Origin of the sequence: Burkholderia sp. 9779_493 (genome assembly GCF_015712215.1) — a bacterium.
Taxonomy (GTDB): Bacteria; Pseudomonadota; Gammaproteobacteria; order Burkholderiales; family Burkholderiaceae; genus Burkholderia; species Burkholderia cenocepacia.
Genome location: NZ_JACCQA010000020.1, coordinates 1 through 18319 on the forward strand (window position 1 = coordinate 1; position 18319 = coordinate 18319).

The 18319-nt window shown below is 63.2% G+C and carries 25 protein-coding genes and 1 pseudogene; 8 read left to right on the forward strand and 18 right to left on the reverse strand.

Annotated elements, in window-relative coordinates; genetic code table 11:
* The 5 genes and pseudogenes from H0X95_RS20940 to H0X95_RS20960 all read left to right on the forward strand — a co-directional run.
* Window positions 1-266 (forward strand): annotated as a pseudogene (locus H0X95_RS20940) (acetyl-CoA C-acetyltransferase); the annotation flags it as partial.
* 121 nt (window positions 267-387) lie between these two features.
* On the forward strand, window positions 388-1128 hold the full coding sequence (locus tag H0X95_RS20945; protein WP_006491801.1) for a 3-ketoacyl-ACP reductase: 741 nt from the start codon (window positions 388-390) through the stop codon (window positions 1126-1128).
* A gap of 119 nt (window positions 1129-1247) precedes the next feature.
* A complete protein-coding gene (phaR, locus tag H0X95_RS20950) occupies window positions 1248-1814 on the forward strand; it encodes a polyhydroxyalkanoate synthesis repressor PhaR (protein ID WP_006485265.1) in 567 nt (188 codons plus the stop codon).
* Window positions 1815-2220: 406 nt separating this feature from the next.
* Window positions 2221-2355 (forward strand): hypothetical protein, encoded by a 135-nt coding sequence (locus H0X95_RS20955; protein ID WP_034201652.1) that lies wholly within the window; start codon window positions 2221-2223, stop codon window positions 2353-2355.
* A 40-nt stretch (window positions 2356-2395) separates the two neighbouring features.
* On the forward strand, window positions 2396-3004 hold the full coding sequence (locus H0X95_RS20960; protein WP_227746348.1) for a dihydrofolate reductase family protein: 609 nt from the start codon (window positions 2396-2398) through the stop codon (window positions 3002-3004).
* An 84-nt stretch (window positions 3005-3088) separates the two neighbouring features.
* On the opposite strand, the gene H0X95_RS20965 is transcribed toward H0X95_RS20960, so the two are convergent.
* On the reverse strand, window positions 3089-3343 hold the full coding sequence (locus H0X95_RS20965; protein ID WP_012328614.1) for a hypothetical protein: 255 nt from the start codon (window positions 3341-3343) through the stop codon (window positions 3089-3091).
* A 144-nt stretch (window positions 3344-3487) separates the two neighbouring features.
* Window positions 3488-3748, reverse strand: a complete 261-nt coding sequence (locus H0X95_RS20970; RefSeq protein WP_048986472.1) for a transporter suffix domain-containing protein — start codon at window positions 3746-3748, stop codon at window positions 3488-3490.
* A gap of 785 nt (window positions 3749-4533) precedes the next feature.
* Between H0X95_RS20970 and H0X95_RS20975 the strand changes: the two genes are divergently transcribed.
* On the forward strand, window positions 4534-5583 hold the full coding sequence (locus H0X95_RS20975) for a hypothetical protein (RefSeq protein ID WP_196446153.1): 1050 nt from the start codon (window positions 4534-4536) through the stop codon (window positions 5581-5583).
* Between the two features lie 328 nt (window positions 5584-5911).
* Here H0X95_RS20975 and H0X95_RS20980 read toward each other — a convergent pair whose 3' ends face one another.
* From H0X95_RS20980 to H0X95_RS21015, 8 genes are read right to left on the reverse strand one after another with little or no spacing between them, the layout of a single operon-like run.
* Complete coding sequence (locus tag H0X95_RS20980) at window positions 5912-6241, reverse strand: hypothetical protein (RefSeq protein ID WP_196446154.1); 330 nt, start codon at window positions 6239-6241, stop codon at window positions 5912-5914.
* 57 nt (window positions 6242-6298) lie between these two features.
* Window positions 6299-6577 carry a hypothetical protein gene (locus tag H0X95_RS20985; RefSeq protein ID WP_196446155.1) on the reverse strand — a complete coding sequence of 93 codons (279 nt, stop codon included), beginning with the start codon at window positions 6575-6577 and terminating at the stop codon, window positions 6299-6301.
* Window positions 6574-7278 carry a hypothetical protein gene (locus tag H0X95_RS20990; protein ID WP_196446156.1) on the reverse strand — a complete coding sequence of 235 codons (705 nt, stop codon included), beginning with the start codon at window positions 7276-7278 and terminating at the stop codon, window positions 6574-6576. The genes H0X95_RS20985 and H0X95_RS20990 overlap by 4 nt, the downstream gene beginning before the upstream one ends.
* A complete protein-coding gene (locus H0X95_RS20995) occupies window positions 7275-7472 on the reverse strand; it encodes a hypothetical protein (RefSeq protein WP_034201656.1) in 198 nt (65 codons plus the stop codon). Before H0X95_RS20995 ends, H0X95_RS20990 begins: the two co-directional genes overlap by 4 nt.
* Window positions 7469-8470, reverse strand: a complete 1002-nt coding sequence (locus tag H0X95_RS21000) for a phage Gp37/Gp68 family protein (RefSeq protein ID WP_196446157.1) — start codon at window positions 8468-8470, stop codon at window positions 7469-7471. The genes H0X95_RS20995 and H0X95_RS21000 overlap by 4 nt, the downstream gene beginning before the upstream one ends.
* Window positions 8467-8847 (reverse strand): hypothetical protein, encoded by a 381-nt coding sequence (locus H0X95_RS21005; RefSeq protein ID WP_196446158.1) that lies wholly within the window; start codon window positions 8845-8847, stop codon window positions 8467-8469. Before H0X95_RS21005 ends, H0X95_RS21000 begins: the two co-directional genes overlap by 4 nt.
* Window positions 8844-9080, reverse strand: coding sequence for a hypothetical protein (locus tag H0X95_RS21010; protein ID WP_196446159.1), 237 nt, complete (start codon window positions 9078-9080; stop codon window positions 8844-8846). The genes H0X95_RS21005 and H0X95_RS21010 overlap by 4 nt, the downstream gene beginning before the upstream one ends.
* The gene (locus tag H0X95_RS21015; RefSeq protein WP_196446160.1) at window positions 9077-9637 is read right to left on the reverse strand and encodes a hypothetical protein; all 561 of its coding nucleotides are present in this window, start codon (window positions 9635-9637) and stop codon (window positions 9077-9079) included. Before H0X95_RS21015 ends, H0X95_RS21010 begins: the two co-directional genes overlap by 4 nt.
* Window positions 9638-9672: 35 nt before the next feature.
* Here H0X95_RS21015 and H0X95_RS21020 point away from each other — a divergent pair, with 35 nt between their 5' ends.
* Complete coding sequence (locus H0X95_RS21020) at window positions 9673-9897, forward strand: hypothetical protein (protein ID WP_196446161.1); 225 nt, start codon at window positions 9673-9675, stop codon at window positions 9895-9897.
* Between the two features lie 207 nt (window positions 9898-10104).
* Here the strand turns inward: H0X95_RS21020 and H0X95_RS21025 are convergent, their stop codons facing one another.
* Window positions 10105-10857, reverse strand: a complete 753-nt coding sequence (locus tag H0X95_RS21025; protein WP_196446162.1) for a hypothetical protein — start codon at window positions 10855-10857, stop codon at window positions 10105-10107.
* A gap of 292 nt (window positions 10858-11149) precedes the next feature.
* Window positions 11150-12931: a DNA cytosine methyltransferase gene (locus tag H0X95_RS21030; RefSeq protein ID WP_196446216.1), complete on the reverse strand. Its 1782-nt coding sequence runs from the start codon at window positions 12929-12931 to the stop codon at window positions 11150-11152.
* A gap of 147 nt (window positions 12932-13078) precedes the next feature.
* On the opposite strand from H0X95_RS21030, the gene H0X95_RS21035 reads away from it, so the two are divergent.
* The gene (locus H0X95_RS21035; RefSeq protein WP_196446163.1) at window positions 13079-13666 is read left to right on the forward strand and encodes a DUF4145 domain-containing protein; all 588 of its coding nucleotides are present in this window, start codon (window positions 13079-13081) and stop codon (window positions 13664-13666) included.
* A gap of 176 nt (window positions 13667-13842) precedes the next feature.
* Here H0X95_RS21035 and H0X95_RS21040 read toward each other — a convergent pair whose 3' ends face one another.
* The 6 genes from H0X95_RS21040 to H0X95_RS36305 all read right to left on the reverse strand — a co-directional run bounded on the left by H0X95_RS21040 (window position 13843) and on the right by H0X95_RS36305 (window position 18294).
* Window positions 13843-14325 carry a hypothetical protein gene (locus H0X95_RS21040; protein ID WP_196446164.1) on the reverse strand — a complete coding sequence of 161 codons (483 nt, stop codon included), beginning with the start codon at window positions 14323-14325 and terminating at the stop codon, window positions 13843-13845.
* Window position 14326: 1 nt separating this feature from the next.
* Complete coding sequence (locus H0X95_RS21045; RefSeq protein WP_196446165.1) at window positions 14327-14521, reverse strand: hypothetical protein; 195 nt, start codon at window positions 14519-14521, stop codon at window positions 14327-14329.
* Window positions 14518-14958 carry a zinc-finger-containing protein gene (locus H0X95_RS21050; protein WP_196446166.1) on the reverse strand — a complete coding sequence of 147 codons (441 nt, stop codon included), beginning with the start codon at window positions 14956-14958 and terminating at the stop codon, window positions 14518-14520. The genes H0X95_RS21045 and H0X95_RS21050 overlap by 4 nt, the downstream gene beginning before the upstream one ends.
* 83 nt (window positions 14959-15041) lie before the next feature.
* The gene (locus tag H0X95_RS21055) at window positions 15042-15656 is read right to left on the reverse strand and encodes a 1-pyrroline-5-carboxylate dehydrogenase (protein ID WP_196446167.1); all 615 of its coding nucleotides are present in this window, start codon (window positions 15654-15656) and stop codon (window positions 15042-15044) included.
* A complete protein-coding gene (locus H0X95_RS21060) occupies window positions 15653-17419 on the reverse strand; it encodes an AAA family ATPase (protein ID WP_196446168.1) in 1767 nt (588 codons plus the stop codon). The genes H0X95_RS21055 and H0X95_RS21060 overlap by 4 nt, the downstream gene beginning before the upstream one ends.
* Window positions 17416-18294: a DNA translocase FtsK gene (locus H0X95_RS36305; RefSeq protein WP_196446169.1), complete on the reverse strand. Its 879-nt coding sequence runs from the start codon at window positions 18292-18294 to the stop codon at window positions 17416-17418. The genes H0X95_RS21060 and H0X95_RS36305 overlap by 4 nt, the downstream gene beginning before the upstream one ends.
* Between the last annotated feature and the right edge of the window lie 25 nt (window positions 18295-18319).

Genomic DNA, 18319 nt, shown 5'->3' on the forward strand with positions numbered 1-18319 from the left:
GGACGCCGGGCGACCTGGACCTGATGGAAATCAACGAGGCGTTCGCGGCGCAGGCGCTGGCGGTGCACAAGCAGATGGGCTGGGACACGTCGAAGGTGAACGTGAACGGCGGGGCGATCGCGATCGGTCACCCGATCGGTGCGTCGGGCTGCCGGATCCTGGTGACGCTGCTGCACGAGATGGTCAAGCGCGATGCGAAGCGCGGGCTGGCGTCGCTGTGCATCGGCGGCGGGATGGGCGTCGCGCTCGCGGTCGAGCGTCCGTAACCGGCCGTTCGCCACCGGCGTACCGAATCCGTGCGCCGGCCGATTGCGGCTTCGGCCGGCGTCACGTGAAGTCAGAGGGGGCCTCAGGCAGCTCTCGAAACCAAAAAATGGAGTGAGATTTATGTCTCAGCGAATTGCGTACGTAACGGGCGGGATGGGCGGCATCGGCACCAGCATCTGCCAGCGTCTGTCGAAAGACGGCTTCAAGGTGGTCGCAGGTTGTGGCCCGAACTCGCCGCGCCGGGTGAAATGGCTCGAGGACCAGAAGGCGCTCGGGTACGACTTCATCGCGTCGGAAGGCAACGTCGGCGACTGGGACTCGACCAAGGAAGCGTTCGACAAGGTCAAGGCCGAAGTCGGCGAGATCGACGTGCTGGTCAACAACGCGGGCATCACGCGCGACGTCGTGTTCCGCAAGATGACGCATGAAGACTGGACCGCCGTGATCGACACCAACCTGACGAGCCTGTTCAACGTCACGAAGCAGGTGATCGACGGGATGGTCGAACGTGGCTGGGGCCGCATCATCAACATTTCGTCGGTGAACGGCCAGAAGGGGCAATTCGGCCAGACGAACTACTCGACCGCGAAGGCCGGCATTCACGGCTTCACGATGTCGCTCGCGCAGGAAGTCGCGACGAAGGGCGTGACGGTCAACACCGTGTCGCCGGGCTACATCGGCACCGACATGGTGAAGGCGATCCGCCCCGATGTGCTCGAGAAGATCGTTGCGACGATCCCGGTGCGGCGTCTCGGCGGCCCCGAGGAAATCGGCTCGATCGTCGCGTGGCTCGCGTCGAACGATTCCGGCTTCGCGACGGGCGCCGACTTCTCGCTGAACGGCGGCCTGCACATGGGCTGAGCGTCCTGGCTGCGCGGGCCGGGTGGCCGCGCAGCCGGGCGTTTTCCGAAGGCCCCCGCCTCCCGGATTCGGGCGGCGGGGATTCGTCACTTGCGCTACGCTGCACTCAAAGGCGTTACATGACTACTACAAAGAAGACGGCCGAACGGCTCATCAAGAAGTACCCGAACCGCCGGCTCTACGATACCGAGACAAGCACGTACATTACGCTGACCGACGTGAAGCAGCTCGTGCTCGAGCAGGAGGATTTCAAGGTCGTCGATGCGAAATCCAACGAAGACCTGACGCGCAGCATTCTCCTGCAGATCATCCTCGAAGAGGAAAGCGGTGGCGTGCCGATGTTCTCGTCGTCGATGCTGTCGCAGATCATCCGTTTCTACGGTCATGCGATGCAGGGCATGATGGGCACGTACCTGGAAAAGAACATCCAGGCATTCATCGACATCCAGAACAAGCTCGCGGATCAATCGAAGAACCTCTACGAAGGTAACGCGATGAATCCGGAAGTCTGGTCGCAGTTCATGAACATGCAGGCGCCGATGATGCAAGGGATGATGACGAGCTACATCGAGCAGTCGAAGAACATGTTCGTGCAGATGCAGGAGCAGATGCAGAACCAGGCGAAGTCGATGTTCAGCACGTTCCCGTTCAAGCAGCCGGGCGCATCGGAGCCCGAAAAGAAGTAACGGTTTCGCGGCAGGCCGGCCGCGGCGGCGCGAGCCGTCGGACGTCGGCGCCGCGAAGCAGGGCGGCCGGTCGCGGTCGTGCATTCGGGCACGACGATGCGCGGCTGCCGTCTGCGGAAAAAATCGCCGACGGTCGTCCAGGATCGTCGGCACCGAATGCCCGTGCTTGGTCTGCGCGGGCATCGCCGTTGTCCAGTCGATCGAGATCCAGTCCATACGAACGAAAGCCGGGACGCGCCGCGCCTGATGGTGTGGGCTCGTGCTCGCCTGTCGTACCATAAGCGGCGCTGCACGGCGAGGCGCGAAACGCGCGAGCGGTTCCCGCGCACGGCGAGCGGTACGATGCCGCGCCGATGCGGGGCGGGCGACACTCGCGCCGTTGTCCGCGAGGTCGGCGCTTCGTCCGATGACGAGCGACGGCGTGCCGCTCAATGGCTTTCTGCCCGGCGTCGCAGGCGTGTATGCGGTGGTTGCGCACCCCGGCGTGATTCTGACGCCGTGGCTCGGTCGCTTGGCGGCGAAGGCGACCATGGAAGCGTGATCCGGCCGGCGATCGAGCCGAGCGACGCCGCTCTGTCGATGTGGCGCAAGCAGCGGCAGGGTACGCGGATCGCCGCTATACTCGCCATCCTTGCATTCATGAAAGGATGCTTCGTATGCGCCCTCGCGTCAGTGTGTTTCTCGCGCTCAGTCTCGATGGATTCATCGCCGGCGACAATGGCGATCTGTCATGGCTGGAGCCGTTTTCATCGGATTCGCCGGATGACACCGGTTACACGGCGCTCATGAACGACATCGACGTGATCGTGATGGGGCGCAATACGTACGACACGGTGATCAACTTCGACCCGTGGCCGTATGCCGGCAAGCGGATGGTCGTCATGACGCGCCGCGAACTGGCGTCGCGCCACGGCGAAGAACCGTTCGACGGCACGCTTGCGGCGCTGTTCGAGCGGCTGGCGAAGCAAGGCCATCGTCACGTTTATCTGGACGGCGGCTTGACCGTGCGAGAAGGCCTCAAGGCCGGCGTCGTTGATCGCATCACGCTGAGCTGGGTGCCGATCGTGCTCGGCACGGGGATTCCGCTGTTCGGTGCTGACCTGCCGCAAACGGTGCTGCGGCTCGACGATACGAAGCGGTTGCCGAGCGGGCTGATGCAGGCCATGTATGTGCCCGTCACGCAGGAGTGACGCGTATGGCGGTGACGCATGCAGCGCCGCGGCCGGCGTTGCATGCGCGTTGGCTTTGACTGGCGTGACGCGTTTCGTCGTGACTCAGTGCGCCGGGCCGAAATCCTGATCGTCGTCCGACGGCGGCAGGTCGAGCACGAGCTTGACGGCGCTGTAGTTGGCCTTCAGCGAGAACACGCGGCCGATCACCAGAAACGTCTGCCGGGAGTTTTCGAGTTCGACGAAGTCGCCCGGTTGCGGGACATGGGCGCCCTGATCGTAGGAAAAGCTGGTGCTGGTCTGTTCGCCGATGGCTTCTGCGGCGTGTTCGGTGAATTCGATCGTGAGGTGGGTAGTCATGCGAGCCCCGTTGGGTCGATTGAAGAGAGCGGATGCCGCGATTTTCGCATAGCGGCTTCGCGAGTCCATGCCGATTCTCGTGCGATGGGCTTGACCGACCGCGTGGCATGTCTTCCCAGACCGCCGGCCGCCGGCGACAGAGCGTTACTTCCCGATGCCACTCGCGTTTTTCCTGCATAAGCGCCGAGTCACCCATCCTTTTATTTGGGCCCAGTATTCCTTTCCCAGCAGCGCGACGGCGGCCACGAACACGATCTCGCCGATCACGACCAGCGCCGGGATCACGAACGCCTTGTTCGGGATGGACGTAAACGGAAGGATCGGCACCGCGATCCAGTACAACAGCACGACGCCCAGTAGGGCCAGGCCGGTTTTCTTTCTGATGTTCGATTTCGATTGGGGCATCGCATGTCCTTCTGACGGGGATCGAGCAGGGTTTGTTTGCGCGGGCGTTGCGCGACCGGAAGTCCCGCCGGGCGGTCATCTCGCTGCTGGCAGATGCTTCGGTTCGCTGCGCGAAAATTAATAAACGGAGTAGTTCGTCGCATTATGTGGCGCGATGCCGCGCGGCGTCAATCTCGATCGCCGGACGAGCGGAAACATGCGCGTCCGACGCACAGGAGTCGGGACGGGAAGCGGCAGGCTTGGCCAGGAAGGCGGCGCGGCGGCATACCGTTGTCGCGGGCTGCCGGCGTACATCGGGTGTGGCTCGATATGGACCGTTCTCGGGCGGCGCAACGAAAAACCGCACCTTGGCCCTGTTTTTTTGCAGCGCAGCTTCGAAACCGCATGGCGATACTCGTTGCCGAGCAGAAGGCGCCCGCATGTGTCGATCGCACCGCCCGGCACCGCCGATGTGGCGCTTCAGCCAATCCGGCACGCGACGATCCTTCCCGGTCGCTCATTTTGCCTCGCCACCCCTAAATCCCTGTAAACTCACGCTTTTGCTGCCACGCCCCCACACTCCAGATGTCCCAATCCCCCAAAGTAGGGTTCGTATCCCTCGGCTGCCCGTACGATATGGAATATATATCGTCGCCGTTGTACACAGGACACATTGACTAGTTGCGTGCGCCCCGAACGCTGACGCTTGCTCATCCAATTTTCCGTTACACTTCCCTTGCAAGCGTCCGGCTGAGACTGGATAGACGTTCAATTAAAAGCGATACCAATGACCACGCGGGGGTAGTATGTCGGGCGGTAGACAAGTCAGCTTTGCAAATTTCATTTGTAAGTTTGGTGAGAAGAATCTCCTCGATGTAGCAGAGGACATCATTCTTCCTGCCTTCCTCGATTGTGATGAATTCGAGCCGAGGAGGTACAGTGATACTCGATACTTCTTCTACCAGACTCAGTTGTTGAACTTGGGAAGTGACAGGCTTCCGGTATTGGCGATTGCTGGCAGGTTCATCAAGGATACTACTCTGCGAAGCGAGCAAATTTTCGAAAGCGGCCATGGCCTGGTGAGGAAGGTTGGATCTCTCGATTCTGCTCCATCAGCAATCTTTGTATTGTTGCTGAATACCCACAAGATTATATATTGTCCGGAAACTGCGCACAGCCCTTCAATCTCCAGTTTTCGAAGTACTGCATATAATTATATCCGCCAGAGTCAAAATAAATTTATTAAAGAGGAGTATGATCGACGGGTTGAAGCCCGTAATCTGGCGATTGAAAATGGTGATGATTCGATTGAGCGTGTTACTAAGAAAAAGCTCTGGGAAGAATTCCCTCTTTCAACGCTAGACGTTGTGCCACTTCCAAGCGCATTGAGTCTTTCTCAATTTATTGAGCGCTATAAGCAGTTGTCGTCGATTTCTTTGCGTGTTCTGCAAACGAACAGTGAGTTGGATAATTCCAAGCTCTTGGAGGCTATTCGCACAACCGGTGGTCAGCTCGGTGCAAAAAATTCGCAGATCACCCATTCTGCTGGTGATAATCGTAGCTTGGATACAAACGAGGCTGTTCTTCAGCTTGGCGCTGTTGCAATGGACGGTAACGTGGATGTCAGGCTATCAGGAAAGGATTCGTCAGGGAACAAATTGATTGGTAACAATGAGGAGTTCAGGTTGCGAGTGGAAATGGACGGGGTGTCAAGAGACGTGTCGCAAGCTGCTCTGCAACTCAATAATGTTTTGAATCAAGAGATTCGGAGAAACAATATACAGATCGCGCAGGACGCTGACCCCCTACAGACTCGGGTTGCGGTGAGGCGGATCGCGAGAAAATTTGATGTCTAATCAAAAATTCGTATTCACAAGAGAGGATCTGCTAAAGGAGCATTCTCTCTTGGACGTTTACAGGATCGCTCGACTAACTCCACCAAACGGATTTAATGTCGCGGTAACGGTGGTGGTTTTCTTTGTGTCTGTGGTCTATTGCGTTAGATCAGGGGCGGATCAATCAACTGTCCTGAGTCTATTGCGGCAGACTACGACGGATGCAATCGCATTTTCGGCAAGCATACTTGGGTTTTTGGTGGCTGGCTTTACGATATGCGTATCTACTAGATCCGAAATATTTTTCGTAATGGCGAAGCATGAAAGAGGTGATACAGGAGTCAGTTATCTAAAATATAATCTCTCGATATTCCTTCTCGTGTTCATTCACTACTTGGCGTTCACGATACTCTGTGTTTCGATTAGGATATTCTTTGCGAGTGGTGGTCCAGGTGCTATTTTTTTGCATGACCTCCCCATAGACGGGGAGGCGCAGAGGCTTGTTAAGGTGAGTGGCATTGCGGTGGTTTTTATTGGGTTTGTGTCTTGGTTCTTTTATATTTTGATGTTGCTTAAGTCTTTTATATTCAATGTCTATCACATAGTGATGACGGGAATTGCTATGACCATTGACGACTGATGGCGTTTCTTTGTGTGCGGGTGATAGGTAGAAATCCATGCGCGGTCATCTAGGATCGAGATCGGAGTGAAGGAAACGGCGCCGAAGCGCCGTTTTTTATGCCGATATGGGTTTCGATAAAACGCGCAGATGCCCGCTACCAATCAAGAAATTTCTATACGATCGGATTGCGATTTCCCACACTGCACGCGTCACGTCCGGTCCTGCCTCCACGATTTTTCCGTTCTGGTCGACGACGGCGAGCGTTGCGGGGTTGCCATCTGGCGTCACGATGCTGAGCCCCTGAAAGCTGACGGCGCTTATCGTGCTCGAAATCGCTGCCGCAATCTGTGTGTCGGCAGTCGGGCTTTCGTGTTTCGATTGTTTCTTTGTCATTCCGACATACCTCCCATTCGTTTGAATTCGACAACCCAGACCCACGGGTTGGTGTCCCAGCAATGCCCGCGGGCGGCGTTCAGGCTGTCCCATAGGTCATGAAAGGCGCGGATGCTCGGCGGCCGGAAGGCTCCGGTGCTGTGGCTGCGCATGTGGTGGTCCGCGATCGTCACGCCTTCGTCGCGCGCGTCCGACTCGCTGATGCTCTGCAGGCGCTCGGCGCGCACGCCGGTGATCTCGAGCGTGATGCGAGAGGCCCAGCGCGGCATGTGGATCGCCGGCACGGTCGCGCCTTCCCGGCCGCGGTAGGCGTTCAGGTCGAGCCATCGCTCCGCAGCGAGGAGCGAATCTTCGATCTTGCGGAACGCGTCATCGGCCACATAGCGCACGCCGTCGAGCCCGCTGTCGAGTTCATACGCACGGCATGTCTCGCGCACCCACAGCCGGTCGCCGACCGCTCCGTGCGGGCACGGTAGCTGGTGACACGATTCGTTGCCTCGGAGAGCCCACCAGAACCCGGTGTCGGGGTCTTCGAAACCCCAACATACCGGGTCGTTCCAGTCCGGGCCGCCCTTCGGGCCGCCACCGATGAAGTCGATGGAACTGCGCTTCGGGATCGCGACGCGCCGCGTCTGCGTCTTCCGGCCTTCGAGGATGGCGCGCACCATGTGGCCGCTGAAAAGGATCGGGCGTTCCGTCACAGGTCGAGCTCCTTCGTTTCTGCGAACGTCGTCGTCGCGAGGCGCACCATCTCGCGGATGTTTGTCGACAACTTCCACGACGGGTAGGTGGTCGCGAGCTGCTCCTGCAGCTTCTTCCACTCGCCGAGCGTCATCGTCATGGTGAGCGTCATCGGCACGTCGTCGGGCCGCTGGATTTTGAATTCGGATTTCATCGTGCCTCCGGGAATTCGTCGTGCGTGCGGCCGTCGAGGTGGCGGCCGGCGGCACGCTTGCCGACCTTGGTGAAGTGGTGGTTCGCCGCGGAGCGAAAGGCAGGTTCACGAACAGGCGTCACCCCGCACCCGTTGATGGCCGCCCCATTCGGCTCGACAGGTAGCCACTCGCCCCATTGCTTGAACAGGAACGGCACGCCGTAAGCCGCACACTGGTCGCGAAGATCGCGAGCCCATTCGGGGTGCATCGGCCGCGCGCCGGTGCCGCTTTCGCCGCCGACGATCACCCAGTCGATCTTGGGCGAGCTGTAGCCCGTCCCGTCCTCCGCGTACTCGGTGGTGGGTCCGTGGATCCACGGCGCATCGGCGGGGCAGTCTTCGCAGGACTGCATTTCCCGCATGCAGCACACACCAGTCGGATCGAACCAGGCTCGAAGATCGACGGGCCCCAGAAGCGGCTCCATGGATAGGAACCGGCGGCGCGCCGGCGTCATGAGCAGTTTTTCGATGTCGCGGTCGGCCTCGGCCTGGTTGACGATCGTTGCGCCGAGCCAGACGTTGGGCCACGGCCAGTCGCGGTCAGCGTCCATCAGGCACTCGACTGATGCTTGGATCATTTCCTGCGCGTTGCCGATCCGTTTCGTCAGCAGCAGCCAGTCGAGATTGGGCGTGCGCTTGATGAGCTCGAACAGGTCGGCGCGCCACATCGGGTGCACTGCGTTGTCGAACACGTCCGCGAGCGACGCGCAGAACACGCGCTGGCGCCGGCCGTGCGCGGCGAAGAACTCGGCGTGCCGCTCATTCCAGCGGATCGGCTCGCGCCACGTCGCGGCCGACGTGCGGACGCGCTCTCCGTGCACCCCCCAGACGACCTTGTGCAGGCGCGTGTCCATCAGGTGCTCGGCGTAGCAGTTGTCGCATCCGGGCGATACCTTCGTGCATCCGATAAACGGATTGAAGGTATGGTCCGTCCATTCGATTTTGCTGTTCTCGCTCATGGTCTGTTGTCCGCGCCGCAGTGTGGGCAGTCGAGTGAATATCGGTCAGCGTCTCGCAGGAACCGGCCGCAGCCGACGCAGTTCACGAGATCGTCGCGCTGCTTCCGAGGCTTGGTCAGCGTGATTCCGGTGCCAGCGAGCGCCTGATCGCGCTTGATATGCTGGAAATCGACGGCCGGCCGCCACTTCGAGTCGATGTAATCCTTCGGCCACGGGATGTCAGTCGCGCGCTCGTTGTGGCGTGCCTGTGCCTCTTCCTGCGTGTACACGTGCGCTTTGCGCAGATCGGTCGTGTATCCGCTGCCGCCCTGAGCCCACCACATCACGTCGTTGCCGACGAACGAGCGGCTGTCCTGAAGATAGAAAAGAGCGCTCATATCTGGATGTCCACGTATTTGGTGATGAGCCGCGCGTCCTCGCTGTGGTGCCGGCGATAGACGATGCGGATGCCGCCACCGAGGTCGAGCGGCCGGCCGCGGCCGTTGTCGTCGTTCAGCTCGGCCTGGTGGTCGCAGCAGACCGAGCGCAGTGTGTCGGCGAGGCCGAGGGGGTCGGCTAGCAGTCGAAGCAGGAAGTCGTGGTTGATCTCGATGACGGTTCGCGTGCTCATGCCGCAAGCTCCTCGCCGTCGACCTCCATGGGCTGCTGAAAAACGCGGCCGCGCTCGCCGGTGGGGACCGTCACTAGGCCGGCCGCTGCGAGGAACGGATTGCGCTTCATGGCGCTACGCGCCGCGCGAGCAGCTTCGGTTTTGATGGCTGCCGGGCACGGCACGTCAGGCCCGGTGCCGACCGTCCAGACCGCCCGCCACTGGGCGCGACCCACGGGAGGAATCCAGTCGACGATGCGCACCTCGGTGCGATGAATCGTCAGCAGCTCGCTGATACGCTGCTGCGAGACACCGCAGCGTGTCACCAGCTCGCGAACCGACAGGCGCTCCGTTTCGAGAATGGCACGCATGCGGTCCCATGCCGGCGTTGCGCATACCTTGCGGTCGCGCTCAGGTCGCCTGACCTTCAGCACTCGAAGGGCAAAGGTCTGGACTGACTTACGCGAATGACGCGGAAACGCTGCGTACAGAGCCTTGGCCGGGATGGGGGACGGATAGAGGCGGGCGAGCAGGCGCGCCTCGGCGGTCGTCCACAGGTTGTGTGTCGACGTCGACATGCTACGATTCCTTTCCACAAATTCGCGAACAGACCATGTCAAAAATCCATCCGATGAAGGCGGTTTCGATCGCAGACATTGAAACCGCAATTGCACGCGGGATAGAGACGGCTACGGGGGCTGCCGTCTCCGTTTCGATCTCGTCTCTGAGCATCGACGACGCTTCAGCATTCGCATCGTTGACCGGGCAAATGCCAAGTGCGACGCTCAATGTGAGCGTCACGCCCGTGGCTCCGAAGCACGAAGAAGGTCTGTTTTAGGCTCGCGCGGCTCCGGCTGGCCCGGACTGGCGGCGAGGAGGGCGCGTATCGCTTCGATCTGCGTCTGCGACTTCGCCATGGATCGACGATCGTGCGCGCTGATGTCGGGGTGATATGTGTCCGCGAGCGATCGAAGGGCGACCTGCGGCAATTCTCCCTTTTCGTTTAGTTCGAGCAGTTCGCGGCAGCGCTGCAGCAAGTCGTCCGTCAGCCCCTCCCGAGCGTCTGCCTGCGCGGAGGCTGCGGGGCGGCGTAGAGCGGCACGACCTTTCCATCGCCATGGGCATCAGACAGCCTCTGCGCTGCGTCCTTGTCGCGCACGATCGGGGCAAAGTCGTTGCTGGCCGAGCACACATATGCCACCGGCTCCGCCGCATGCGCGGACGCACGCGAGGCGAGGGCCGCGAGTTCCTCGATTACCGCAGTCGCGGCCGTGAAGTCGTTCATGCGGCCGGTATGGTCGCGCGCCCACTTTGGCACGCCATTCGACCATTCGCCGTGCGTGCGCAGGTGCAGCCATTCGGTATAGCGCGGAAACGTCGCCCGTTCGTCCGCCCGCGCGGGCGCAACGGCGCGTTCCCGCCTGCAAGAGCCGTCCGTTCGTTTCTCGCACGGACCCAAGCCGGTGCACGTGCATGGCACTGGCACGCCGGCGAGCCGCGCGCGCAGCCACGTCGCGACGTCTTCGCCCTGCGGGCAGCCGAACTCCGCGCAGATTCCGTGCAACAGGTCGAGGTTCACGCGCACCGCGTTGTAGACCCAGCGGGCGATCGGGCGCAGCAGATCGCCGTCTTTCTGTGGCTCGATGGCGTCGAGCAGGTCGCGCACGATCTTGGCGCTCGCAGAGCTGTCGTTCGTGAGTTCGTCGATGTTGTCGCCGCCATGCTCCGCGTCGTAGTGGTGGCGGATGAACTCGCGCAGGTGGTCGGGGGTATAGCCGCCGTAGGTGTTGGTGGTCATGGTGTGAGCCTCGGTGGTCATGCGAATAGGTCGCCCTGCTTTTTGCCGCTCGACTCCGCGAGGTGCGTAGGGCAGAAGTGGATATCGGCGCCGACCAGATGTGCATGCACCGCGCAAAGGTGCCGGTCGCACGTCTTGCCCGGCTTCGTCTGGAAATCGCACTGGTAGCCGCTTGGCGCGTTACAGCCGTCTACCGAGCAGCGGCGCTCGCGCGTGCGACTTCGCGTGCAGATGATTCCGGCCATGCCTCCGGGGAGGCGAAACGGGGTGCAGGGCATCAGGTGCCTCCGTTCTAGAACTTCTGCGGCGCGACGGTCAGCGCGATAGCGATCGGGCGTACCCAGACAGGCGTCGACGAAAGCTGGAACGTCTCGCCGGATTCGGCGAGCAGCAGCGTGGTGCCCATCGCCTCGGCGATTGCCTGCGCGGCGTCCGGCGGCACAGCGTTGCCGATGCGCTCGCGCCACGCCTGGTCGGACAGTCCGTCGAGCTCGAGATACTCCTCCGGCTCGACGAGCGATTGCAGGACGGCCAGCTCGAGCGTGGTGAACGGGCGGTGCCAGGTCCCATCGAGCGCCCGGATCACGGCGACGGTCTTTTCGTTCGCCGCGGGCATGCGCGGATCAGCGACGGACCAGCGCCCGTTGTCGTGGCCGGCGGCGGCCGACACCGCGCCGCTGTGCTGATCCCAGCCGACCACGCCGTAGTGGCCGCCGGTCAGGTACGCGTCGCCGCGCTCGCGGCGCATGCCCGGGCGCGGGTCGGCGACCGCATATGCGCCCTGATCGTCGCCGCCGATGACCGTGCCGGCGTGGCCGGCCCATTCGGTCACCTTGTACTTGCTGAACAGCGGGCCGGCTGGCGGCCGCGGATCCTGCACGCATTGGCCGGTGCCGTGCGCGCTGGTGACGGCGCCTGCGGCGTCGCGCCACGGAACGATACGGAATTCGTTGTTGTGCTTTGCCGGCCCCTGGTGGCGCGGGTCCGCGACGCTGAAGGTGCCTTGCCCGGGCGACTTCTGGCCGGTGATCGTGCCCGCGTGGTCGTTCCAGTCGAGTACGCCGTACTGCTGGTATTGCGCGGCATCGGCCGGCCCGCGCGGGTCGGCCACGCTGAAGGCTCCATTCGTCGGAAGCGACTCGCCGGCGACGGTACCGGCCGGTTCGTTCCAGTCGACGACACCAAGGTGGCCGCCGCGGCGCTCGGGCACGATCAGATAGTCGCGCAGCTGCCCATTCTCGACCGCGAGCTTGTTCAGGCTGCGCCAGTCGCTGCCCGCTTCGACGAACGCGAGGCGCACCCACGTTTTCCACTGCAACGACGGCACGCGGTGCATCGGGCCGGCGGCCTCGACGTCGCCCGGCAGCGGCATGCGGCCCAGCAGCGTGCCGACGCCCTGCAGGCGCTTAACCGGCGGCTCGTACAGGCACGCCGGCACCTTTTCCATGTGCCGCGCGACGAGCAGGAAGCGCTTGCGGCTCTGGGCCAGCCCGCCGATCACACCGCAGTCGTGCGTCGTTTCGTTCACCGCGTAGCCGTAGTGCCGAAGAATTTGGCCGATTTGGTCGAGCAGATGGCGGCCGCGCGTCGCGAGCCGGGGCACGTTCTCGAACACGATCAGCTCGACCGGGTCGTCCTTCCATGCCTCGCACATCAGCCATATGCAGCGCAGCGTCAGCTCGTTGAGCGCCTGGTACTTCGGCGTGCGGCTGAGCGTTTCCGACAGCAACCCGGACGCGCCCTTGCACGGCGACGAGATGAACACGCAGTGCGGATGCTGGTATCCGGCGGCGCGGCGCACGTCTTCGGGTGTGGCCTCGCGCCAGACGGCCGGCGGCTCAACGCCGTGGAACGCGGTGTACTGCTCGCGCGTGAACAGATCCATGACCGTGCACGGCGTGCCGACCAGCATCTCGAAATCGCGCGCGGCCGCCGGATCGTTGTCGATGCCACCGATGCAGCGCCACGTCGCGGTCATGTTGCCGATGTGAGAGGTGGCCTTGGTGAATCCCTTCGCACCGCCGCCGAGGCCGCAGCAGAAACCGAAGCTGTTGTACACGCGCTGAACGTTCATAGATGTCGGAATAATCAGAAAAACAGGCGCTGTGCTGGCCGCCCATAAAAGAAGCCGCGCGTCCGAGGTACCGGAATATGCACGGCTTGGGGGTAAGGTCTCCGTGCTAGGATTTGCACCAACAATCACGAAGAGACGGGGTGCGCGATGGACGGATGGGAATTTACGTCCAAGATCGTTGAGGCAGCAGCTTGGCCGACGACAGTCTTGGTCCTCGCCTTCAAATTCAAGAGCCGCTTCGACGGCCTGCTCGATAAGCTCACGGAATTCACCCTCCCTGGGGGCTTCTCCGGTAAATTTCGAACTCCGTTAGATAACGCGGAGCACCTTGCACGCGAGTTGAACTTGCCGGTTCCAGACGTTGATCAAATGGAGGTTCGTCAGGATCCGGTGGCACTAAGTGCGAACCCGACCGGCGTGATCATGGAGTCTTGGAAAGAACTCGAATCCATGGGCGCGGAGTTACTCGTCGCAACGTCGTTTCCGGGGCGCGACAGTGACATTGCCCGGGGCGTTGTAGGGAAAGACATCCTCAAAGATCTGGTTTCGCGTGGACTTGTTCCGGACAAAGAGATCGAACTGTTACGAGAACTTCGACAAATCCGAAACCGAGCTGCACACTCAACGACTCAACGGCCAACTCCAGAGGAAGCCGAGCGCTTTACAACCCTCGTGGCATCACTCAAGGTAGCTTGGTTGGTTCGTATTGCTGCTGGGGAACCGCGGCGAGGCTGAACCCAGGTCAAGAATGCGCCGTTGCTTGCATTGACGGTCAATGCAAGCCGATGGCGCCCATCCATCAATTCGATCGCACAACGGAGAGCCGGTGGAAAAAGAAGGGCACTGAAAAAACCCGGTGCCCCCGAATGCCGCACGGACCGAGGTAAGCCGCGCGGGGATGCTCTGTCTTCTCAGCGAGGCATTCGCTGCGGCTCGGCGCGGCCGTGAGCGGCACGCTTCCACCATTGGTCGTCTGCGCCGGGCTTGTGTGCCGTGTACACGCGGCCCAACTGGCCCTTGTCGCGCAGAAACCCCCATTCCTTCGTGCGCCGCGCGCGGTGCGCGAAGATCGTCCAGCACTCGTGCACGCCGTGGTCGCGCGGCAGGATCACGCGATGGAACGAGTCGCCGATCAGTGCGTTGAACCAGCGCACGATGTTCGTGCCAGCACGCGTCTGTTCGTAGTACCAGCCGGCGATGATCAGCGAGATAGCCCACGGCCACGGGTGATCGTGCAGGCCGCGATCGGGATCGCTGTCGACGAAGCGGTGCAGGTACACGCGCACGCCGAAGAGTGTGACCAGGTAGTAGCGCTCGAGGTAGGGCCGGCCGGCGTCGCTGATGATTCGGCACGGCAGGCGGCCGCTGACGAAGAACAGGAAGGTGCGCAACATGTCAGGTCTCCAGCGCTTTCGGCAGCGTCGCGTCGAGGCGTCGAATCAGCTTCACGATGTCCTCGGGGATGCGCATTGCATGGCTGCCGTGCATCGCGGCGAACGCCGGCCGCAGAAGGTTGCGTTCATCGTCGCTCAGCGCGGCGTGTTCGAGGCGTGCGAGCGCGCGCAAAAGCGGGTCTTGCGTATCGGTCATCGGGGATACTCCTGTTGAATGACGGCCACGACGCGATCGCATGTCGCGACATCGAACCAGCCGATGTGACATTCCTCATGGTTCGCGATGCCGAGCTGTCGAGCCAGCCAGATATATGCGTCGGTGCGCGTCATGCGGCCGGACTGCCAGATCGGGTTGAAGGCTGCTTTCGCGCGTTTCCGCGCTTCGCGGGTCGGCCCGTCGGCTAGCGTGCCGAGGGGGATGGCGGTGAATGGGTGCAGGCCGACGTATGCACGGCACCTGTGGCAGAGGAACGCCCACGGCCACTCGCCGTACTCGCGGCCGTAGATCTCCGAGTTGTTCACGATATCGACGGGGCCGCCGTCGTACGGGCATGTCGTCGGAGCCGGGAGCGGGTTCTTGACGCGTGAGGTCGCGCGCCGTGATGGATTCCACGGTGTCTTCGTCGTTTGCATGATCAGATTGAAAAAGCGGGCGCTGGGCGAGCCGCCCGAATGCGCCGCGCAATCCGAGGCACGGAAGGCGCGCGGCGGTGCTGCTATCGGGGCATCCACTGCGTGCCGCGCACGATCCGGCCAACCGGTTCGAGCACGAGCACCTCGGATTCCTTCTCGCTGCTTACGAGCGCGCTGCCGCGCCGCTGGGCTTTCTCGAGCGACGTGTGACGCCTCGGCTTGCAATACCGGCCAACTGTCACGAACAAAGGCGCACGCGCGCCGACCGGCCCGAGCGTCAGCTCATCGATGCGGGCTTCGAGTGCCGCGGTATTCACGCGCCAGGTGTCGGCTCGTTGCTGCGCGGCGTCGCGCTCGGCGGTGAGCCGCTCGACCTCGGCTCGCAGCTCCGCGATGACGCGTGAGGTGGTGTCGGCCGCTACGGCCGACGGCGGCAGGCTCGCAATGGCCTCGGCCAGCGACAGAGCGACGACCGGCGGCGCGGCGTTGGCCGGTGGTATCGGCGCGACGCCGCGCGCGAGCCAGTACACGTACTCATTGCCGCCGCCCGCGCGCTTCTCACGCTCGACGAGCGCCTCGCCGAGCATCCGGTTCAGCTCCTTCGTCACGTCGAGATGCGGGAGCCCGGTTCCGGTCGCCACGGCCTTCGCGGTGGCTTCCGATGTCTCGGCGAGATACTTCTCGATGTCCTCTCTCACGCTGCCTCCCGTATTGCGTGCTGCGCGGCCGGCGCGACCTGACCGTCCTCGACCCAGAACGCTTCGATGGCTTCGGGCAGGCCGCCGGGCGGCGTCTTCAGGCTCATGAACACGAGCGCCGTGTCGATCTGGTCGGTGTACGCGAGATCGTCGAGCCAGTAGAGCAGCCGGTCTCGCTCGGGGCCGACCAGGACGTCGGCGCGATCGAGTACGAGCAGCTTCAGGCCCGAGAAGTGGCTGATCGCCGCGGCGATGTGCGCGTCGACACGCCAGCGCTCCGATTCGGACAGCAGGGCGTAGGCGCGCCCGTCGGCGAAGATCTCCATCTCCGGCGTGATCGTCACGTGGGCCCATTCGGACATCTCGGCGAGCGCGACGAGGCGCTCGTTCATCGGCGTCAGGGCTTCGCTGAGCAGGTCGGCCGGGATGCCATTCGGCGCGAGCGCGTCGGCGATCGCTTCATACGCGGCGACGTCTTCGTGCAGCGCGGCAGCTTGCTTCGCCAGATCGGCGGCGCCGGCGGCGCGCCGTTCGATTTCGCGGAGCGTCGCGATGTCGGTGTCGAGTTGCTTGCGGCGGCGCTGAAGGTCGGCCAATTCCGAGCGCGCTGCGTCGCCGCTCTCGCGTGCAGCGGCCGCGCCGCTGTCCTCTGCGTCGTCTTCGAGCGCCCGCAGCTGGGTCGCGGCCGTGTCCGCCGCTTCGACGTCGCGTTTGCGATTCGCGGCCGCGTTCTGCAGCGTCTTCAAACCCTGCTCGTACTCGGGCAGCTTCGCGGCGGCTTCATCGTCGCGCGCGCCGGCTGCGGCCGCCGCCGACAGGACGCCGTTGAGGTAGCGCAGGAGGGCGCCGCACTCGGGGCACGAGCATTCGGTGCCGGCCGGCGCCGCCCCGGCGCGCACCCGAAGCGCTTCGACCTTGGGCAGGAATTCGGCGACCTGCTCGTCGGCGAGCTGCGCCAGTTCAACCGCCTTCGCGTAACCGGCGGCGCGCGTGCGTAGGTCCGCGATTTTCGACGCACGCGCACGAGCCGCGGTGTCCGCCGCGTCGGCTGCGCCGATCTGCTGCTGCAGGTCGCCAATCCGGTCGTCGAGCGCCGCGCGATCGCCCGTGAGCTTCCGCAATGCTGCCTCGTTGAATTCGACCAGTGCCGGGCGCCAGGTCGCTCCCTTCTGGCTGCCGTACGTCTCGCCGGTTGCGTTGCGCCACGACTGCTTCGCGCCGCGCGCGCGGTCGGCCGCTTCCTTCTGCGCCGCTTCAAAGCCGGCGCGCAACATCGGCGTGATCGCCGCGAGCCGCGCGGCGGCCGGTGCCGGCACCGCATCAGCGCGAAGCCCGAGTTTGTCGAGCAGCCGGGCGCGCATTTCGTCGACACCGATCTTCACGCCCATCAGGTCGTACAGGAACGCCCGGCGCTCGGCCGCGCCGAGGTGCGCGAACCGCTGCGCGTCGAGCACCAGCGGAAGGCGCGGATCCTCGGCGAGCTCGCGCTTCAGCTTGCCGGACGGCAGCATGACGCTGTTCGCCTGCTCGCCGCACGCGACCACGATCTGGCCGCCGTCGGCTCCCTCGGTGACGAGCGAGCCGTATTCCTTCTTCAGCGCGACGCGCACGGTGTCGCCGGTGAGCGCCATGCGCACGGCTTCCTGCAGGCTGCTCTTGCCGGCGCCGTTCGGACCGGTGAAGAGGGCGACAGGCTTCGCGAGCCGGATATCCGCCGTGCGGATACCGAGCACGTTCGCCACGTAGATGTCGGTGATTTTCACGATCCCTCCTCCGTTCCGCGCGGCCGCAGTACCGTACGGCCGCCGTCCGAGTCCATCTCACTGACGATGCCCTTCGCTTCGAGCAGCTCGACCAGGCGCGCGGCGCGGTTGTAGCCGATCTTGAACTGGCGTTGCACGCTCGAGATCGTGACCTTCTGCTGCTCGATCACGAACGCTTCGACTTGGGCGTACAGCGGATCCGCGTTGCCGGAGCCGGCTTGTTCCTCGTGCCACTCCTTCCAGCCCTTCACCCAGGCGATGCACAGCTCGCCGGCCATCACGGGGCATTCGCTCTCCGGTTTGCCGTCGGCGGCCGCTTGCCGGCCGGCCTGATGCTGTTCGTCGATCTGCGCTTGCGTCGGGCCGTCGCCGAGCTTCGGCACCTCGCGGAACTCGGCGTCGACGACGTCGCCGTCGGGTTTGTCGCCGTCCATGCCGTCGCCGTCGTGGTCGGTGTACTCCCGACCGAGGTCGAAACCGCGCTGATCCGATTCGCCGCGGATCTCGTCCATGCCGCCCGTGTGCTCGCTCGGGTTTGCGACGACGACCAGAACGGTTTTCCCGCTGGCTTCGTAGAGCTCGTGCAGGTTCGGCTGCGAGCCGCCGAATTTCACGACCGCCTTGACGCCGTCTTTGATCGTGATCTGGTCGAGGTCACCCTGGACGACGATGCGGCCATCGCTCGCGATCAGGTGCGTCGCCATCTTCACGTTGTGCTCGACACGCGCCCGCAGGCGGTCGATGACGTCGTTCTGCTTTTTCTCGGACAGCTTCACCCAGATGTCGGGCATCAGCTTCATTTCGGTCACCAGCGCCGAAAGCAGGTCTTTGCCGATGCTGTCGGCGGTCATCTGGAGGACGTTCTTGTCGGTCATGTCGAAATCCTTGGCGGCGGTAGGC

Coding starts and splice junctions, on each gene's coding strand:
- H0X95_RS20945 (WP_006491801.1), top strand. CDS start 388: ATGTCTCAGCGAATTGCGTACGTAACGGGCGGGATGGGCGGCATCGGC.
- phaR (WP_006485265.1), top strand. CDS start 1,248: ATGACTACTACAAAGAAGACGGCCGAACGGCTCATCAAGAAGTACCCG.
- H0X95_RS20955 (WP_034201652.1), top strand. CDS start 2,221: ATGACGAGCGACGGCGTGCCGCTCAATGGCTTTCTGCCCGGCGTCGCA.
- H0X95_RS20965 (WP_012328614.1), bottom strand. CDS start 3,343: ATGACTACCCACCTCACGATCGAATTCACCGAACACGCCGCAGAAGCC.
- H0X95_RS20970 (WP_048986472.1), bottom strand. CDS start 3,748: ATGCCCCAATCGAAATCGAACATCAGAAAGAAAACCGGCCTGGCCCTA.
- H0X95_RS20975 (WP_196446153.1), top strand. CDS start 4,534: ATGTCGGGCGGTAGACAAGTCAGCTTTGCAAATTTCATTTGTAAGTTT.
- H0X95_RS20980 (WP_196446154.1), bottom strand. CDS start 6,241: ATGGATTTCTACCTATCACCCGCACACAAAGAAACGCCATCAGTCGTC.
- H0X95_RS20985 (WP_196446155.1), bottom strand. CDS start 6,577: ATGACAAAGAAACAATCGAAACACGAAAGCCCGACTGCCGACACACAG.
- H0X95_RS20995 (WP_034201656.1), bottom strand. CDS start 7,472: ATGAAATCCGAATTCAAAATCCAGCGGCCCGACGACGTGCCGATGACG.
- H0X95_RS21000 (WP_196446157.1), bottom strand. CDS start 8,470: ATGAGCGAGAACAGCAAAATCGAATGGACGGACCATACCTTCAATCCG.
- H0X95_RS21005 (WP_196446158.1), bottom strand. CDS start 8,847: ATGAGCGCTCTTTTCTATCTTCAGGACAGCCGCTCGTTCGTCGGCAAC.
- H0X95_RS21010 (WP_196446159.1), bottom strand. CDS start 9,080: ATGAGCACGCGAACCGTCATCGAGATCAACCACGACTTCCTGCTTCGA.
- H0X95_RS21015 (WP_196446160.1), bottom strand. CDS start 9,637: ATGTCGACGTCGACACACAACCTGTGGACGACCGCCGAGGCGCGCCTG.
- H0X95_RS21020 (WP_196446161.1), top strand. CDS start 9,673: ATGTCAAAAATCCATCCGATGAAGGCGGTTTCGATCGCAGACATTGAA.
- H0X95_RS21025 (WP_196446162.1), bottom strand. CDS start 10,857: ATGACCACCAACACCTACGGCGGCTATACCCCCGACCACCTGCGCGAG.
- H0X95_RS21030 (WP_196446216.1), bottom strand. CDS start 12,931: ATGAACGTTCAGCGCGTGTACAACAGCTTCGGTTTCTGCTGCGGCCTC.
- H0X95_RS21035 (WP_196446163.1), top strand. CDS start 13,079: ATGGACGGATGGGAATTTACGTCCAAGATCGTTGAGGCAGCAGCTTGG.
- H0X95_RS21040 (WP_196446164.1), bottom strand. CDS start 14,325: ATGTTGCGCACCTTCCTGTTCTTCGTCAGCGGCCGCCTGCCGTGCCGA.
- H0X95_RS21045 (WP_196446165.1), bottom strand. CDS start 14,521: ATGACCGATACGCAAGACCCGCTTTTGCGCGCGCTCGCACGCCTCGAA.
- H0X95_RS21050 (WP_196446166.1), bottom strand. CDS start 14,958: ATGCAAACGACGAAGACACCGTGGAATCCATCACGGCGCGCGACCTCA.
- H0X95_RS36305 (WP_196446169.1), bottom strand. CDS start 18,294: ATGACCGACAAGAACGTCCTCCAGATGACCGCCGACAGCATCGGCAAA.